Raw genomic sequence first — 16,224 nt, 5'->3', positions numbered from 1 at the left:
TGGAGACTCGCCATGCTGACCTTCGACACCCTCGATACCCGTCCCGACGCCCACGCCGAGCGCGCTGCGGGGGCCGGGCTCAACCATCACTACTGGATGCCGTTCACCGCCCACCAGGACTTCCACCAGCATCCGCGGATGATTCAGGGCGCCGAGGGCCGCTACTTCATCGACGACCGCGGCCGCCGGGTATTCGATTCGCTGTCGGGTCTGTGGACCAGCGGCGCCGGCCACAACCGTGAAGAGATCCGCGAGGCGGTGGCCCGCCAGCTCGGCAGCCTCGACTTCGCGCCGAGCTTTCAGGTGTCCCATCCGCTGGCCTTCAAGCTGGCCGAGAAGGTCGCAAGCCTGACCCCGGCGGGGCTCGACCATGTGTTCTTTACCGACTCAGGTTCGGAGTCCGCCGATACCGCGCTGAAGATGGCCAAGGCCTACTGGCGGCTCAAGGGCCGTCCGGAAAAGACCCGCATGATCGGCCGCGCCAAGGGCTACCACGGGGTCAACATCGGCGGCACCAGCCTTGGCGGCATCGGCGGCAACCGCAAGCACTTCGGCCAGTTGCTGGACTCGAGCCACCTGCCCCACACCCTGCAGCCGAACCAGGCCTTCACCCGGGGCCAGGCCGAGACCGGGGCCGAGCTTGCCGATGCGCTGCTCGAACAGATCGCGCTGCACGACGCCTCCAACATCGCCGCGGTGATCGTCGAGCCGATGTCCGGCTCCGCCGGGGTCATCGTGCCGCCCAAAGGCTACCTTGAGCGGCTGCGCGAGATCTGCTCGGCCCACGACATCCTGTTGATCTTCGATGAGGTGATCACCGCCTTCGGCCGCAGCGGCGCGCGCACCGGCGCCGAGGCCTTCGGCGTCACCCCGGACCTGATGACGGTGGCCAAGCAGATCACCAACGGCTGCGTGCCGATGGGGGCGGTGATCGCCTCTGGCGAGATCCATGACACCTTCATGCACGCCGGTGGCCCGGGGCACGCCATCGAATTCCCCCACGGCTACACCTACAGCGGCCATCCGGTGGCCTGCGCCGCCGCCCTGGCCGCGCTGGACCTGCTCGAGCGCGAGGACTTCCCGGCCCAGGTCAGGGCCATCGCCCCAGCCTTCGAGGATCGCCTGCACGCCTTGAAAGGCCGCCCCCATGTGGTCGATATCCGCAACTTCGGCCTGGCCGGGGCGATCCAGCTGGCCCCGCGCGACGGCGACCCGGCCATCCGCCCACGCGACGCCCACCTGGCGCTGTGGGAGGCCGGCTTCTATGTGCGCTTCGGCGGCGATACCCTGCAGTTCGGCCCTCCCTTCGCCACCACCGAAGCTGAACTTGAGCGACTGTTCGACGCCGTCGCCGAGACCCTCGACCGGCTCGACTGAGGCCGCTCGCCGGTGCCGACGCCCGGCTTATCCACCTGAAACCGACAGCCTGTGGACAACCTTTGCACCCGCTATTCACAGCATTATCCACAGCGCGGACGGGCCATGCCCGTCCGCCCTTTCGACATTTGAGGACCCTCGATGGACAACGTCAATCACTGGATCAATGGTCAGGATCTCGAGGCCAGCCGCCATCTGCCGGTCACCAACCCGGCCACCGGCGAGACCATTCGCCAGGTCGCCGACGGCAATGCCGACACCGTCAAGGCCGCCATCGACGCCGCCCAGGCGGCCTTCCCGGCCTGGCGCGACACCCCGCCGGCCAAACGCGCCCAGGTGATGTACCGCTTCAAGGCGCTGCTGGAGCGTGACGCCGATCGCCTGGTGCAGCTGATCAGCGAGGAGCACGGCAAGACTCTCGAGGACGCCATGGGCGAGCTCAAGCGCGGCATCGAGAACGTCGAGTACGCCTGTGGCGTGCCGGAGCTGCTCAAGGGCGAGTACTCCCACAATGTGGGGCCGTCCATCGACGCCTTCTCCAACTTCCAGCCGCTGGGCGTGGTGGCCGGCATCACCCCGTTCAACTTCCCGGCGATGGTGCCGCTGTGGATGTACCCGATGGCCATCGCCTGCGGCAACGCCTTCGTGCTCAAGCCCTCCGAGAAGGACCCGTCCGCCGCCCTGGCGGTCGCCCGCCTGCTCGAGGAAGCCGGCCTGCCCCAGGGCATCATGAACGTGGTCCAGGGCGGCCGCGAGACCGTCGAGGCGCTGCTCGATGCCCCCGAGGTCAAGGCCGTGTCCTTCGTCGGCTCGACCCCCATCGCCGAGACCATCTACCGACGTGGCGCCGAGAGCGGCAAGCGGGTGCAGGCCCTCGGTGGCGCCAAGAACCACGCCGTGGTGCTGGCCGACGCCGATATCGACAACGCCGCCAACACCCTGATGGGGGCCGCCTACGGCAGCGCCGGCGAGCGCTGCATGGCGATCTCGGTGGCGGTGTGCGTCGGCGATGACACCGCCGACCGCCTGATCGAGGCCATGGACCCCAAGATCGCCGCGTTGAAGATCGGCCCCGGCACCGACAAGGGCCTGGACATGGGCGCCCTGGTCACCGCCCAGCATCGCGACAAGGTGCTCGGCTATATCGAGAAGGGCGTGCAGGAAGGGGCCACCCTGGTGGCCGACGGCCGCGACCTGGTGGTCCCGGGCCACGAGAACGGCTTCTTCGTCGGCGGCTGCCTGTTCGACCGGGTCACCCCGGAGATGACCATCTACCGCGAGGAGATCTTCGGTCCGGTGCTGTGCGTGGTGCGTGTCGACAGCCTCGATGAGGCCATCGCCCTGACCAACGCCCACGAGTACGGCAACGGCACCTGCCTGTTCACCCGCGACGGCGAGGCGGCGCGTCGCTTCACCGACGCCATCGAGGTCGGCATGGTGGGAATCAACGTGCCGCTGCCAGTGCCGGTGGCCAGCCACAGCTTCGGCGGCTGGAAGCGTTCGCTGTTCGGCGACCTGCACGCCTACGGCCCTGACGCGGTGCGCTTCTACACCCGCCGCAAGGCGGTGTCACAGCGCTGGCCCTCGCCCTTCGAGACCACCCAGGCGGAGTTCCACTTTCCCTCCGGCGGTCAATAGGCACAGGCAAGAAGACCACGGGCCCTGCGGGGCCCGTTTTCGTTTACGACAGCGAGCGAGCCGCTGATCCACCACTGACAGGCGACTTTTACACCGCAGTCCACAGCCCCTGCACCGCCTGCCCACCACTTTTCACAAGGTGCCACACAGGGTTATCCACAGAACGACTCACAAGCTCATCGCCACCTTTATCTGCACGCCTGACCCGCAAGTCGGATTCCCACCATCGCCAGGTTGTCCACACCCGGCCCCGGTGCGGCGCGTCATCCCTTCGCTCCATCCCCCACTTCATTGGCGGACACTGATACGCATCAAGCCGGCGGTGTCCGGGCGGGGCTAGCATGGCGCCTCTCTTCGCTCGGAGATCGACATGGAACTGGTCTGTCCCGCGGGTAGCCTGCCCGCTTTGAAGCGCGCCGTGGACGAGGGCGCCAACGCGGTCTACTTCGGCTTTCAGAATGCCACCAACGCCCGCCAGTTCGCCGGGCTGAACTTCACCGACAAGCGCGCCCGCGAGGGTATCGACTACGCCCACGCCCGGGGCTGCCGGGTGTTCTGCGCGATCAATACCTACCCGCAGCAGTCGAGCCTGGCTCAGTGGCGCGCGGCGGTGGACCAGGCGGCTTCGCTTCAGGTCGACGCCCTGATCCTGGCCGACCCGGGCCTCCTGGCCTACGCCGCCGAACGCCACCCGGACATCCCCCGCCACCTGTCGGTGCAAGGCTCCGCCACCAGCCACGAGGCGCTGGCCTTCTACCACCGCGAGTTCGGCATCCGCCGTGCGGTGCTGCCCAGGGTGCTGTCGATCCACCAGGTGCGCGACCTGGCCCGCCACAGCCCGGTGGAGCTCGAGGTGTTCGCCTTCGGCAGCCTGTGCATCATGGCCGAGGGCCGCTGCTATCTGTCGTCCTACCTGACCGGCGAGTCGCCCAACACCCACGGCGTGTGCTCGCCGGCGGCCCACGTGCGCTGGGAGGAGACCGCCAGCGGACGCGAATCGCGCCTGAACGGCGTGTTGATCGATCGCTACCGCGCCGACGAACAGGCCGGCTACCCGACCCTGTGCAAGGGACGCTTCAACGTCGAGGGCGATATCGGCCACGCCATCGAGGCGCCGACCAGCCTCAACACCCTGGATCTGCTGCCCCAGCTGGCGTCACTGGGCATCAAGGCGATCAAGATCGAGGGTCGCCAGCGCAGTCCGGCCTATGTGGCCAGCGTCACCCGAGTGTGGCGCCAGGCACTGGACCATCTGGACCGGGCCGGCGACGACTATCGCCCCCAGGCCGACTGGAGCGCCGCCCTGGCGCCGCTGGCCGAAGGCTCCACCCACACCCTCGGCGCCTACGAGCGCGACTGGAAATGACAGGAGGCGAGATGACCGCTGCTTCACTGGAATTGAGCCTTGGCCCGGTATCCTTCTACTGGACCCGCGAGCGCTACTTCGCCTTCTATGAACAGGCCTGCCACTGGCCGTTGACCAGCGTCACCCTGGGCGAGACCGTGTGCTCGCGGCGGCGCGACATGAAGCTCGCCGACTGGCTGGAGATCGGCCACCAGCTGGCCGCCGCCGGCAAGCAGGTGATCCTCGGTTCGCAGACCCTGATCGAGTCCAACGCCGACCTGCGCGACCTGACCAGGCTGTGCGACAACGGCGACTTCCTGGTCGAGGCCAACGACATGAGCGCGGTGCACCGGCTGTCCGAGGCGGGCCTGCCCTTCGTCGGCGGCCCGGCGCTCAACCTCTACAATGTGCCGACCCTGGAGATCCTCAAGCGCGCCGGCATGTTCCGCTTCGTCGCCCCGGTGGAGTTGCCCGGCGCCGACCTGGCCCGGCTGCTGTCTGACGCCCGCGAGGCGGGGCTGGCGCTGGACTGCGAGGTACTGGCCTACGGCCACCTGCCGCTGGCCTGGTCGTCACGCTGCTTTACCGCGCGCCACCACCAGCACCCCAAGGATCGCTGCCAGTTCGTCTGCCAGGACTATCCGGAAGGGCTGACGCTGACCACCCAGGACGACAGCCGTCGACTGTTCACCCTGAACGGTATCCAGACCCTGTCCGGGGCCTGTCAGGACCTGCGCCACGAGCTTGCCGAGATGGCCACAATGGGCGTCACCACGGCCCGGCTGAGTCCGCGTTCAGAGGGGATGGATAAAGTGGTGGCGGACTTCGACCTGGCCCGCCAGGGACGCTACCCGGCACCCTCGCCGCTGGCGCTGGTCGACGCCGAGCTGTGCAACGGCTACTGGCACGGCCAGGCAGGGATGGATCTGGCACCGGTGCTGGAAGACTAGGAGCCCCCGCCACCTCACTCAGGAGGCCGGTTCGCCGGCCTCCTGCGCTAGATGGTTCAACTTGTCAGCAAGGAGGCTAGGCCTCGCGAGGCAGCCAGCGCTGCAGCTGGCCCAGCGCCTCGAGCAGGTAGGGATGCAGCAGTTCCATTTCCTGGCCATCCAGCAGGTTCTTCACCGTCAGCCCCAGTTCGGTATCGCCTTCCAGGCACAGTCGGCGCTGGAAGAACAGGCTGTCCGGGTCTTCCTCGCGGCTGGCCAGGCAGGCGAACTCGCGCCAGCCCCCCGCCACCTTCACCTCCCAGGGCGCGTCGGTGACCTGCAGGCGCCCGTGGGTAAGCGTCAGGGTGACCGCCAGCGCCAGATCGTCAATGAACAGACACACCCGGCGCCCTTCGAGCACGTCGAACTCGCCGTCGGCCAGTGGCTCGGCCAGGGTGCGGTTGAGCCAGGGCTCGAGACTCGTGCGCAACAGCGGCAGGGGCAGCGGGCCGAGACGGCGCATCAGTGACAGATGCAGACGATGGGGCACCCGGGTCAAGGCGCCAGACGTCAAAGACGACGACAGCGAAGGAAGGGTGGGCAAGGCAGGAAGGGCAAGAGAAGGCAACGACAGCGAGCCGAGCGGCGACAGCGACATGACGGGTTCCTGGTCAAGCGGCACGACGCCGCCGGGTCATGCTAGCGATCCCGTCGCCCTCGGTTCATGACGCCCATCAAACCCTCTGGTAAAGCGCTCGTTGAACGCTCTGACACAGCCGGTCGCCGGGGTCGAAACGGGAACTCTGCTACACTGCGGACATCATGGGGTTCGGCCCCTTGGCTTCACCCAGGTTCCGCAGAGCATCGAGTTCACAAGCGGAAAAGGAGCAACGATGTCCATCGAAACCAGCTTCGAAGGCTACCTCAAGGCCAAAGAGGGTGGCCACCTGCGTAGCATGAAGATATCGCATCGCGGCGCCATCTCCGTGGACAGCGCCGAGCTGGTGCGGTCGCGCAAGGTCAAGAGCAACGTCAGAGCCCTTCGCCGCAGCCTCGATCGCAGGGACAGCAAGCCGGAATGAGCGGCATCAAGCTGCTGCCACCTTTCGTCCTGCTGGTGGCCGGCTTTCTGCTATGCCATTCGATCCCTTCCTGGCGACGCTACGTCATTCGTGCCAACGGACAACAGCTGACCTTGCGCAGCGCCATCGCCGGCTTTGGGGCCGCCCTCCCGGTCTTCGCTGTGCTTCACCTCCTGCACGCTTTCTCTGCCCCCTCCGCTTCTCCTTACGCCAACCCAGACACCCGGAGCGAGCCCTCTCCAGACACAACGATGGGCCCCGAAGGGCCCATCGTTGTGACGCTGGCTTATTCGCGCGCCAGCCGTGCTTTCTAGCCACGCATTCTAGTCGTGCTTTCCAACCAAACGTCGACTAGCCACACTTCGACCAGCCGCAGCCGGCGTAGCAGGTGGGGCAGCCGTCCATCATGATCAGCTCGCCGCGACACTCGGGGCAGTTGCCGACCACGGCGGGGCCGGCGCCTTCGGCGGCGGACTCGGCGGGCTTGCCGTCCAGCGGCTCGACCGCGCCGCTCGGGGTCTCGTCCTCGACCTCGGCGGGGTACCAGCCGTGGCCGGAGGCCTGGCGTCGGGCGTAACGGCTGACCAGGTCCTCCACCGGCACCTGGTTACCGTCGATGTCGAGGAAGCCGCGACGGTAGAGGATCTGCTGGATCGACCAGGCGATGGCGGCGACCTCGGAGTCGTGGAACATCGGCTTGTTCCAGCGGTTCATGCCGCAGCGCACCAGGCCCTTGTCCCAGGCCACCTTGCGCAGATCCGCCACCGCCTGGGTGACGTAGCCGCCGCGGGCGGCCAGCGACAGGCTGCGCATGGTGGCGGTGATCCACTGGTGCTCACTGGACAGCTGACCGGAGGGGAAGAAGAACTCCACCGGGCGCTCGATGATCACCCGCTGGCCGTTGAGCACGCCTTCCACCGGCATGAAGGACACCAGCAGGTAGACCTTCTTGCGGCCTTCGGCGCCGACGTAGGAGATCTTCTCGGACACCGCCTCCAGCGTTCCCTCGGGGCGCGAGGGGATGCGCATGGTCAGCGGGTTTTCCTCGGGCAGCGGGGCCGGCGCGGGGGCGGCCTCTTCGCTCTTGACGCGGTAGCCCACGATCTTGGAATTGATTTCGACAGCCATCAGCGGGCTCCTCCAGAAAGATGATGCGGGCGTGACACGCTCACGACCCAGGCATGATGTTGCGGCTCGCCGACTGGCTGGCCGGCTGGCTCGCCGCTGGTCCGATTACCACTTGCCATAGGTCCCCTCCTTCAAGCCGTCGTAGAGGTTGGCGGCGTTGTGTTCCTCGCCGTCGTAGATCACCGTCTCGTCGCCCTTGAGTTCGAGGGTCTCGCCGTTCTCCAGCTCGAAGATATAGGTGGTGTTCTTGAGGTCATCCTCGCGCACCAGCACGCCCTGGAAGGCCTCCGGGTTGAAGCGGAAGGTGGTGCAGCCCTTTAGACGGCTCTGGTAGGCGTCCAGGTACAGGTCCTTGAACGCCTCGAAGGCAAAGTCGGTGGGCACGTTGACGGTCTTGGAGATCGCCGAATCGACCCAGGCCTGGGCCGCGGCCTGCACCGCCACATGCTGCTTGGGGGTCACGGCGTCGGCGGTGATGAAGTACTCGGGCAGGTCGCTTTCCACCGCGTCGGCGTGCATGAAGTGACGGTAAGCGGCAAGCTCGAAGGACACCACCTCGACCTGCTCCTTGGTCTTCTTGCCGGCCTGGATCACGTTGCGGAAGTAGCGATGGGAGAACGACGGCTCGATCCCGTTGGAGGCGTTGTTGCCCAGCGACAGGCTGATCGTGCCGGTGGGGGCGATCGACGAGTGGTGGGTGAAGCGCGCGCCGTGCTCGGCCAGCTCCGCCACCAGTTGCGGCTCGACCTCGGCGATCTTCTGCATATAGCGGCTGTAGCGCGCGTGCAGGATACGCCCAGGCACCTTGTCGCCGACCTCGTAGCCGTCGCGGCCGAGCTCGGGACGCTCGCGCAGCATCTTCGGCGTCAGCTCGAACTCCTGCTCGAGGATCGGGGCCATGCCCTTCTCGCGGGACAGCTCCAGCGCCTGCTTCCAGCCCTCCACGGCCAGCACTCGGCTGACTTCCTCGGTGAAGCCCAGCGACTCGGCCGAGCCATAGGGCATCTTGAGCATGGTCATGGTCGAGCCGAGGCCCAGGAAACCCATGCCGTGGCGGCGCTTGGCCTCGATCTCGCGGCGCTGGCCGGACAGCGGCAGGCCGCTGATCTCGACCACGTTGTCGAGCATGCGGGTGAAGATCGCCACTACTTCGCGGTACTTGTCCCAGTCGAAGCGCGGCTTGTCGCCGAACGGATCGATCACGAAGCGGGTCAGGTTGACCGACCCCAGCAGGCAGGCGCCCTCCGGCGGCAGCGGCTGCTCGCCGCAGGGGTTGGTGGCACGGATCTCTTCGCAGAACCAGTTGTTGTTCATGCGATTGACCTGGTCGATCAGGATGAACCCGGGCTCGGCGTAGTCATAGGTGGAGCGCATGATGGTGTCCCACAGCTCGCGGGCCTTGATCACCTCGACCACGCGGCAGGCCACGCGACCTTCAGCGTCCTGGGTGTAGCCGTCCTCGATCACCGGCCAGTCGCGGTAGATCAGCTCGCTGTCATCGACGTCGCCCTTCTCGCCCTCGTGCAGCGGGAAGGCCAGCGGCCAGTCGGCGTCCTGCTTCACCGCTTCCATGAACTCGTCGGTGATCAGCAGGCTCAGGTTGAACTGGCGCAGGCGACCGGCCTCGCGCTTGGCCTCGATAAAGTCGCGCACGTCGGGATGGCCGACGTCGAAGGTGCCCATCTGGGCGCCACGACGGCCGCCGGCGGAGGCCACCGTAAAGCACATCTTGTCGTAGATATCCATGAACGCCAGGGGGCCGTTGGTGCCGGCACCGGCGCCGAACACGAAGGCGCCCTTGTGGCGCAGGGTCGAGAACTCGTAGCCGATGCCGCAGCCGGCCTTGAGGGTCATGCCCGCATCCACCACGCTGTCGAGGATGTCGTGCATGGAGTCGCGAATGGTCCGCGATACCGTGCAGTTGATCAGGCTGACCGCGGGCTTGTAGCCCTCGGCTCCGGCGTTGGAGGTGATCCGGCCTGCCGGCACGGCGCCGTTTTCCAGCGCCCAGCGAAACTTCGGCAGCCACTTGTCGGCGGCGTCGCCCTCGACGGCGGCCAGCGCCTTGGCCACGCGGTCCCAGGTGGCCTGAAGGTCGGCGTCGACGGGCTGGCCGTGGCGGTCCTTCAAGCGATACTTGGCGTCCCAGATGTCATACGAGGGGCCCTGCATGGGAACCTCCTGCGACAGGGCGGCGGCCTTGGCGGATGTGGTCATGAAAGCTTGTCTCCGATGAAGTTACCGGCAAATAAACGGGGTCGTAAAGGGGCGGATGCGCGCTCCGGATAAGCTCGGGCACCCTACCAGATATAGTAAAACTTTCGACCGGCGGCACAATATAAACGAAAAATCGGGCCATGGAAGACCCGATCGTTAATTCGGCTTTGGCGCATGAAAGGTAGCGCGGGCTACCCCGGGCGTCTCGCCCCGGGGCAGCCGCGATAGAGCCGGCTAGACGGTGCGCGAGAAGCGCCCGCTGCCGGGGACCAGGTAGGCATCGAAGGCCATGGCCACGTTGCGCATCATCAGGCGTCCTGCCGGCAGTACCCTGAGCGCTTGCTGCTTGATCTCGATCAAGCCGTCGACCTGCATCTCGTCGAGCTGGTCGAGGGCGCTGGCGAAATGCGTGCGGAAGTCGATAGCGTGACGGGCCTCGAACTCGGCGAAGCGCACCTCGCCGTGACACATCAGCGAGGTGATCAGCTCGGCACGCAGCTGGTCCTCGTCGCTCAACCGATAGCCCCGCAACACCGGCAGCCGCCCGGCCTCGAGGTGCTCGGCGTACTCGGCGGTGGTCTTGACGTTCTGGCTGTAGGCGTCGCCGACCTTGCCGATGGAGGTGACCCCGAGCCCGATCATGTCGCACTGGGCGTGGGTCGAGTAGCCCTGGAAATTGCGCTGCAGGGTACCGTCGTGACGGGCTCGGCTGAGCTCGTCCTCGGGCAGGGCGAAGTGGTCCATGCCGATATAGACGTAGCCCGCCTGGGTCAGCCGCTCGATGGTCAGCTCGAGCAACTCGAGCTTGCGCCCGGGCGGCGGCATGTCCTCGTCGCGGATCAGACGCTGGGCCTTGAACAGCGACGGCAGGTGGGCGTAGCTGTAGGCGGCGATGCGGTCGGGTCTCAGCGCCACCACCTTGGCCAGGGTGGCGTCGAAGCTGTCGCGGGTCTGCAGCGGCAGCCCATAGATCAGGTCCACCGACACCGAGGCGAAGCCGGCGTCCCGGGCGGCGTCCACCAGGGCCGCCACCTGGGCCTCGCTCTGCACGCGGTTGACCGCCTTCTGCACCAGCGGATCGAAGTCCTGGACGCCGAAGCTCAGACGGTTGAAGCCCATCTCACGCAGTTCATGGATCTGGGCAGGCGTCACCGTACGCGGATCCACCTCCAGCGAGAATTCCCGGCGCTGCTCAGGGGCGAAGCGGAAGTGGCGCGCCAGGGCGTCGATCAGCCCCTTTAGCTGGTCGTTGGACAGAAAGGTCGGGGTGCCCCCCCCCAGGTGCAGCTGGTTGAGCTCCCGGGACTCGTCGAACAGCGCCGCCTGCAGGGCGATCTCGCGCTTGAGCAGCGCCAGGTAGTCGGCGGCACGCTCGCGATTGTGGGTAATGATCTTGGAGCAGGCACAGTAGTAGCAGAGGCTTTCGCAGAAGGGCACATGGACGTAGACCGACAGCGGCTTCGGCTCCCCCTGCTGGCTGCGCTCGACCGCCTGGCGATAGTCGGCGACACCGAAGCCGTCGTGGAAGTGCGGCGCGGTGGGATAGGAGGTGTAGCGCGGCCCTGGACGGTCGTACTTCTCGACCAGCGCACGCTGAAACGGCAAAACATCGGATGACATCGACAAGGCCCCTCGTGACACGACCGCCCGACGGCGGCATCTGTCGGCATTGTCGCACGTCGAATCAGCACGTCCCGGCAAGACGAAGCCAGACATGACCTGCATCAAATCACGGCAGCGGCATCACGGCGCTTGCCCCTGTGGCGTGTTCTCGCCCGAGGTAGTGCAAACGCGAGCCGACCACAATGATGCCCCTACCATTCCAGTGATCCCGATCAAGCATAGTACGGAAGACGTACCTCTCCCCGCCTAAAGTTGACCAACGTCATAGGGTATTGTCGCTGAGCGCTCCAATACTCGAGAGTCCCAAGGGACATCCCGCACAGACCGTGATGCCTGACCCAAGCAGCACGCCGCTTGCGTCAGGCATCACGCCCCAAGACCGAGGAGCGCTCATCATGAAATGGATCCCCCTGGCCGCGCTTGGCGCCGCCTGTCTGTTCAGTCTCAACGCCCAGGCCGCCGGCGACGCCGCCGCCGGTGAAACCAAGATCGGCGCCTGCGCCGCCTGCCATGGCACCGACGGCAAGGCCACCGGACCGATCTATCCCAACCTGGCGGGTCAGAACGCTCCGTACCTGGAAAGCGCGCTCAAGGCCTATCGCGAGGGTCAGCGCGGTGGTGGCATGTCCGCCATCATGGCGCCCCAGGCGGCGGCCCTGTCGGATCAGGATATCGCCGACATCGCCGCCTACTTCTCGTCGCTGACGCCCTGATCCCACCCTGGTGCGCGAAGCGTCCTCGGGGCGCTTTGCGCCTCGAGGTCATGCCATGACCCAAGCCCCCCGCCAATTTCCCCGCCACTGGTCTTCTCTCCTGCGCCTGCTTGTCGTGCTGTTGGCGATGTGGTTGAGCCTGCCCGCCCTGGCGCTGGAATTCGATCAGTATCCCGGAGACCTTGGCAGCGCCAAGGGTGACATCGCGCTGTTTCAGCAGGCCTTTCCCGGTACCGACAGAATAGAGCCGGTGGCTGACCTGCCGTGGCCGGTCAATGCGCTCTACCGAGGCGACGAACTGGTCGGCTACGCCTTCGAGAGCGCCGAGGTCGCGCCAATCCCCGCCTACTCGGGCAAGCCGGTCAACCTGCTGATCGCCATCGATCCTTCCGCCAGCCTGCGCCTGGCCAAGGTGCTCAATCATTCCGAGCCGATCATGCTGGTCGGCATCCCGTCAGAGCGCCTGGACGACTTCGCCGGCCAGCACCTGGGTACCTCGGTGACGTCGCGCCTGGAGGTGGGAGAGGACGTCGATGCCATCTCCGGCGCCACCGTGACCGTCATCGTGGTCAACGACACCATCATGCGGGCAGGACGCCTGGTCGCCGCCGCCCTTGGGCTGATCGAAGACCCCGCGGCAGCGCCAATCGCCCGTGTGCGCGACGAGGTGTTCGCGCCCGCCGACTGGCAGGGCCTGCTCGACCAGGGGGCACTGGGTCACCTGACTCTGAGCCAGGGAGAGGTCGACGACGCCTTCGTCGGCACCCCGGCGGAGCACTACCTGAGCGGCCAGCGTCCGCCCCGCGACGCCACCTTCATCGATCTTTACCTGGGCTACCTCAATGCCCCGAGCGTGGGCCGCAATCTGCTCGGCGAGCGAGGCTACGACCAGTTGATGGCGAGCCTCGCCCCCGGAGAACACGCCGTTGCCCTGCTCGCCGATGGCAGCTTTTCCTACAAGGGGTCGGGCTACGTGCGCGGCGGCATCTTCGATCGTATCGAGCTGGTCCAGGGCAACGCCTCGATCAGCTTCCATGACAGCGACCAGCGCCGCCTGCCGCGTCTGGCCATCGACGGAGCCCCCGCACTCAGCGAACGCGACATCTTCGTGATCCACGAGGACGCCCACTTCGACCCGGGCACGCCCTGGCGGCTGAACCTGCTGGTGCGTCGGGCCTCGGGGCCGCTGACCCAGGAGTTCACCCGCTTTCATCTCGATCAGACGCTGCCCGAGGCCTTTATCGAGCGTCCCGAGCCGGTGGAGCCCGCCCCGCTGTGGCTCGAGATGTGGCAGCAGAGTCGGCTAGAGCTGATCGGGCTTGGCGCCGGGCTGGTAACGCTGTCACTGATCCTGGCGTTCCAGGACGCCCTGGCGCGTCGCCCGCGCCTGCTGCGCCCGCTGCGCAAGGCCTTCCTGCTCTACACCCTGGTCTATATCGGCTGGGTGTCGCTGGCCCAGTTCTCGGTGGTCAATGTGCTGGCGCTGATCCATGCCGTCATCCCTGCCGTCGCCAATTCCGCCAGCCATGGCTTCAGCTGGTCGGCCTTCCTGATCGACCCGCTGATGTTCGTGCTGTGGGTCTTCGTGGCGGTCACCCTGGTGCTGTGGGGCCGCAGCATCTTCTGCGGCTGGCTATGTCCCTTCGGCGCGCTGCAGGACCTGGTCAACCAGCTCGCCCGTCACCTGAAGGTTCCGCAACTGACGCTGCCCTTCGCCGTGCACCGGCGGCTGTGGGTGGTGAAGTATCTGATCCTGTTTGGCCTAGTCGGGGTGTCCTTTTACGACCTGGGTCAGGCGGAGCGGCTGGCCGAGGTCGAGCCGTTCAAGACCGCCATCACCCTGCACTTCCTGCGCGACTGGGGCTATGTGCTCTACGCCGTGGCACTGATCGCAAGCTCGGCCTTCATGCACAAGGCCTACTGCCGCTACGTCTGCCCGCTGGGTGCGAGCCTGGCCATCGCCGGTCGCCTGCGCCTTTTCGACTGGCTCAGGCGGCACCGTGGCCAGTGCGGCACGCCCTGCCAGATCTGCGCCAACGACTGCGAGCTGGTGGCCATCCATCCCGACGGCCGTATCGAGGCCTCGGAGTGCCACTACTGCCTGGACTGCCAGATCACCTACGACGACGACCGTCGCTGTCCGCCCCGGGTCAAGCGCAGAAAGCGCCTGGAACGGAATGCGGCGAGGACGCACGGCGACGTGGGTGACGCAGAACCCCGCGGATCAAGCCAGGACGGCGACCCGCGGCGTATACCCTGCCTTGAGGAGAACTGAAGTGAGTGACGATTCCCGCAGTATCCAGAATCTGGCCCGACGCCACTTTCTACGCAACAGTGCGGTGACCGGCGTCGCCGGCGCCGGCCTTGCCAGCGGAGTGGTCGGCGGTGTTGGCACCAGCGCCCTGCTCGGCAGCCGCAGCGCCCGCGCCAGTGAAGGCGATGCCATGGTGGCCCCCGGTGAACTCGACGAATACTACGGCTTCTGGAGCGGCGGCCACTCCGGCGAAGTGAGGGTGCTGGGCATCCCCTCCATGCGCGAGTTGATGCGCATTCCGGTGTTCAACACCGAGAGCGCCACCGGCTGGGGCATCACCAACGAGTCCAAGCACATCCTCGGCGAGTCCGCGCGTTTCCACAACGGCGACGCCCACCACCCCCACGCCTCGCTCACCGACGGTCGTTATGACGGCAAGTACCTGTTCATCAACGACAAGGCCAATACCCGGGTGGCGCGGATCCGCCTCGACATCATGAAGACCGACAAGGTCACCACTATTCCCAACGTCCAGGCCATCCACGGCCTGCGTCTGCAGAAGGTGCCCTATACCAAGTACGTCTTCGCCAACGCCGAGTTCCCGATCCCCCAGGTCAACGACGGTCGCGACCTGGAGCATCCCGAGAATTACTACACCATGTTCAACGCCATCGACGCCGAGACCATGGAGGTGGCCTGGCAGGTGATCGTCGATGGCAACCTGGACAACACCGACGCCGACTACACCGGCCGCTTCGTTGCCTCGACCTGCTACAACTCCGAGAAGGGCATGACCCTGGCCGACAGCATGCGTGCCGAGCGTGACTGGGTGGTGGTGTACGACGTCGAAGCCATCGAGGCCGCCGTCGAGAAAGGCCAGTTCGAGACCCTGGGCGACTCCCCGGTGCCGGTGCTGGACGGACGCAAGGGCTCACCGCTGACGCGCTACATTCCGGTGCCCAAGAATCCCCACGGCCTGAATACCTCACCCGACGGCAAGTACTTCATCGCCAACGGCAAGCTGTCGCCGACGGTGTCGATCATCGCCATCGACAAGCTGCCGGCGCTGTTCGCCGACGAGATCGAGCCCCGCGACAGCGTGGTCGCCGAGCCGGAGCTGGGCCTGGGGCCGCTGCACACCACCTTCGACGGTCGCGGCTTCGCCTACACCACCCTGTTCATCGACAGCCAGGTGGCCAAGTGGAACATCGTGGAGGCGATCCGCGCCTACAACGGCGAGGACGTCAACTACATCCACCAGAAGCTCGACGTGCACTATCAGCCGGGCCACAACCACGCCAGCCTGTGCGAGACACGCGATGCCGACGGCAAGTGGCTGGTGGTGCTGTGCAAGTTCTCCAAGGACCGCTTCCTGCCGGTGGGACCGCTGCACCCGGAAAACGATCAGCTGATCGACATCTCCGGCGACACCATGAAGCTGGTGCATGACGGCCCGACCTACGCCGAGCCCCATGACGCCATCATGATGCGCGCCGACCAGCTCAACCCGATCCAGGTGTGGGACCGCCAGGATCCGTTCTTCGCGCCCACCCGCGCTATGGCCGAGGCCGACGGCATCACCCTGGAGAGCGACAACAAGGTCATCCGCGACGGCAACAAGGTGCGCGTCTACATGACCTCTGTCGCGCCCCAGTACGGCATCACCGAATTCAAGGTGAAGCAGGGCGACGAGGTCACGGTGGTGATCACCAACCTGGACACCGTCGAAGACCTGACCCACGGCTTCTGCATGGTCAACCACGGCGTTTCCATGGAGATCGGCCCGCAGCAGACGTCCAGCGTCACCTTCACCGCCGACCGCGCCGGGGTGCACTGGTACTACTGCAACTGGTTCTGCCACGCGATGCACATGGAAATGTTCGGTCGCATGCTGGTGGAGAAAGCCTGAGGAGCGGCC

General features: G+C 66.5%; 13 protein-coding genes. 9 read left to right on the top strand and 4 right to left on the bottom strand.

Features of this window, described 5'->3' with window-relative positions; genetic code table 11:
- The first annotated feature begins 96 nt into the window (after window positions 1-96).
- The 4 genes from C9F12_RS08915 to C9F12_RS08900 all read left to right on the top strand — a co-directional run bounded on the left by C9F12_RS08915 (window position 97) and on the right by C9F12_RS08900 (window position 5,310).
- A complete protein-coding gene (locus C9F12_RS08915) occupies window positions 97-1,377 on the top strand; it encodes an aminotransferase class III-fold pyridoxal phosphate-dependent enzyme (RefSeq protein WP_240184220.1) in 1,281 nt (426 codons plus the stop codon).
- A gap of 141 nt (window positions 1,378-1,518) precedes the next feature.
- A complete protein-coding gene (locus C9F12_RS08910; protein WP_108448636.1) occupies window positions 1,519-3,015 on the top strand; it encodes a CoA-acylating methylmalonate-semialdehyde dehydrogenase in 1,497 nt (498 codons plus the stop codon).
- Between the two features lie 370 nt (window positions 3,016-3,385).
- Complete coding sequence (locus tag C9F12_RS08905; RefSeq protein WP_108448635.1) at window positions 3,386-4,381, top strand: peptidase U32 family protein; 996 nt, start codon at window positions 3,386-3,388, stop codon at window positions 4,379-4,381.
- Between the two features lie 11 nt (window positions 4,382-4,392).
- Complete coding sequence (locus tag C9F12_RS08900) at window positions 4,393-5,310, top strand: U32 family peptidase (RefSeq protein WP_108448634.1); 918 nt, start codon at window positions 4,393-4,395, stop codon at window positions 5,308-5,310.
- 76 nt (window positions 5,311-5,386) lie between these two features.
- On the opposite strand, the gene C9F12_RS08895 is transcribed toward C9F12_RS08900, so the two are convergent.
- A complete protein-coding gene (locus C9F12_RS08895; protein WP_240184215.1) occupies window positions 5,387-5,947 on the bottom strand; it encodes an SCP2 sterol-binding domain-containing protein in 561 nt (186 codons plus the stop codon).
- 235 nt (window positions 5,948-6,182) lie between these two features.
- On the opposite strand from C9F12_RS08895, the gene C9F12_RS08890 reads away from it, so the two are divergent.
- Entirely contained in the window at window positions 6,183-6,371 is a 189-nt protein-coding gene (locus C9F12_RS08890; protein WP_108448633.1) for a hypothetical protein, read from the top strand.
- Window positions 6,368-6,685 (top strand): hypothetical protein, encoded by a 318-nt coding sequence (locus tag C9F12_RS08885; RefSeq protein WP_108448632.1) that lies wholly within the window; start codon window positions 6,368-6,370, stop codon window positions 6,683-6,685. The genes C9F12_RS08890 and C9F12_RS08885 overlap by 4 nt, the downstream gene beginning before the upstream one ends.
- Window positions 6,686-6,722: 37 nt before the next feature.
- Here C9F12_RS08885 and C9F12_RS08880 read toward each other — a convergent pair whose 3' ends face one another.
- The 3 genes from C9F12_RS08880 to hemN form a co-directional block, all read right to left on the bottom strand.
- Entirely contained in the window at window positions 6,723-7,499 is a 777-nt protein-coding gene (locus C9F12_RS08880) for a ribonucleoside-diphosphate reductase (RefSeq protein WP_108448631.1), read from the bottom strand.
- A gap of 105 nt (window positions 7,500-7,604) precedes the next feature.
- Window positions 7,605-9,716, bottom strand: coding sequence for an adenosylcobalamin-dependent ribonucleoside-diphosphate reductase (locus C9F12_RS08875; protein WP_045993536.1), 2,112 nt, complete (start codon window positions 9,714-9,716; stop codon window positions 7,605-7,607).
- Window positions 9,717-9,950: 234 nt separating this feature from the next.
- Window positions 9,951-11,336, bottom strand: coding sequence for an oxygen-independent coproporphyrinogen III oxidase (gene hemN / locus C9F12_RS08870; RefSeq protein ID WP_108448630.1), 1,386 nt, complete (start codon window positions 11,334-11,336; stop codon window positions 9,951-9,953).
- Window positions 11,337-11,734: 398 nt separating this feature from the next.
- Here hemN and C9F12_RS08865 point away from each other — a divergent pair, with 398 nt between their 5' ends.
- From C9F12_RS08865 to nosZ, 3 genes are read left to right on the top strand one after another with little or no spacing between them, the layout of a single operon-like run.
- Window positions 11,735-12,052, top strand: a complete 318-nt coding sequence (locus C9F12_RS08865; RefSeq protein WP_045993538.1) for a cytochrome c — start codon at window positions 11,735-11,737, stop codon at window positions 12,050-12,052.
- Between the two features lie 55 nt (window positions 12,053-12,107).
- Entirely contained in the window at window positions 12,108-14,327 is a 2,220-nt protein-coding gene (locus C9F12_RS08860; RefSeq protein ID WP_108448629.1) for a NosR/NirI family protein, read from the top strand.
- A gap of 1 nt (window position 14,328) precedes the next feature.
- Window positions 14,329-16,215, top strand: coding sequence for a TAT-dependent nitrous-oxide reductase (nosZ, locus tag C9F12_RS08855; protein ID WP_240184214.1), 1,887 nt, complete (start codon window positions 14,329-14,331; stop codon window positions 16,213-16,215).
- Window positions 16,216-16,224: the final 9 nt, after the last annotated feature.

Origin of the sequence: Halomonas sp. BN3-1, assembly GCF_003056325.1 — a bacterium.
GTDB classification, from domain to species: Bacteria; Pseudomonadota; Gammaproteobacteria; order Pseudomonadales; family Halomonadaceae; genus Halomonas; species Halomonas litopenaei.
The sequence above is the reverse complement of the archived record's forward strand: the minus strand, read 5'-3'. Positions and strand labels throughout refer to the sequence as shown.

Excerpts from the sequence above, each read along its gene's own strand:
- C9F12_RS08915 (WP_240184220.1), top strand. The coding sequence starts at position 97 with ATGCCGTTCACCGCCCACCAGGACTTCCACCAGCATCCGCGGATGATT.
- C9F12_RS08910 (WP_108448636.1), top strand. The coding sequence starts at position 1,519 with ATGGACAACGTCAATCACTGGATCAATGGTCAGGATCTCGAGGCCAGC.
- C9F12_RS08905 (WP_108448635.1), top strand. The coding sequence starts at position 3,386 with ATGGAACTGGTCTGTCCCGCGGGTAGCCTGCCCGCTTTGAAGCGCGCC.
- C9F12_RS08900 (WP_108448634.1), top strand. The coding sequence starts at position 4,393 with ATGACCGCTGCTTCACTGGAATTGAGCCTTGGCCCGGTATCCTTCTAC.
- C9F12_RS08895 (WP_240184215.1), bottom strand. The coding sequence starts at position 5,947 with ATGTCGCTGTCGCCGCTCGGCTCGCTGTCGTTGCCTTCTCTTGCCCTT.
- C9F12_RS08890 (WP_108448633.1), top strand. The coding sequence starts at position 6,183 with ATGTCCATCGAAACCAGCTTCGAAGGCTACCTCAAGGCCAAAGAGGGT.
- C9F12_RS08885 (WP_108448632.1), top strand. The coding sequence starts at position 6,368 with ATGAGCGGCATCAAGCTGCTGCCACCTTTCGTCCTGCTGGTGGCCGGC.
- C9F12_RS08880 (WP_108448631.1), bottom strand. The coding sequence starts at position 7,499 with ATGGCTGTCGAAATCAATTCCAAGATCGTGGGCTACCGCGTCAAGAGC.
- C9F12_RS08875 (WP_045993536.1), bottom strand. The coding sequence starts at position 9,716 with ATGACCACATCCGCCAAGGCCGCCGCCCTGTCGCAGGAGGTTCCCATG.
- hemN (WP_108448630.1), bottom strand. The coding sequence starts at position 11,336 with ATGTCATCCGATGTTTTGCCGTTTCAGCGTGCGCTGGTCGAGAAGTAC.
- C9F12_RS08865 (WP_045993538.1), top strand. The coding sequence starts at position 11,735 with ATGAAATGGATCCCCCTGGCCGCGCTTGGCGCCGCCTGTCTGTTCAGT.
- C9F12_RS08860 (WP_108448629.1), top strand. The coding sequence starts at position 12,108 with ATGACCCAAGCCCCCCGCCAATTTCCCCGCCACTGGTCTTCTCTCCTG.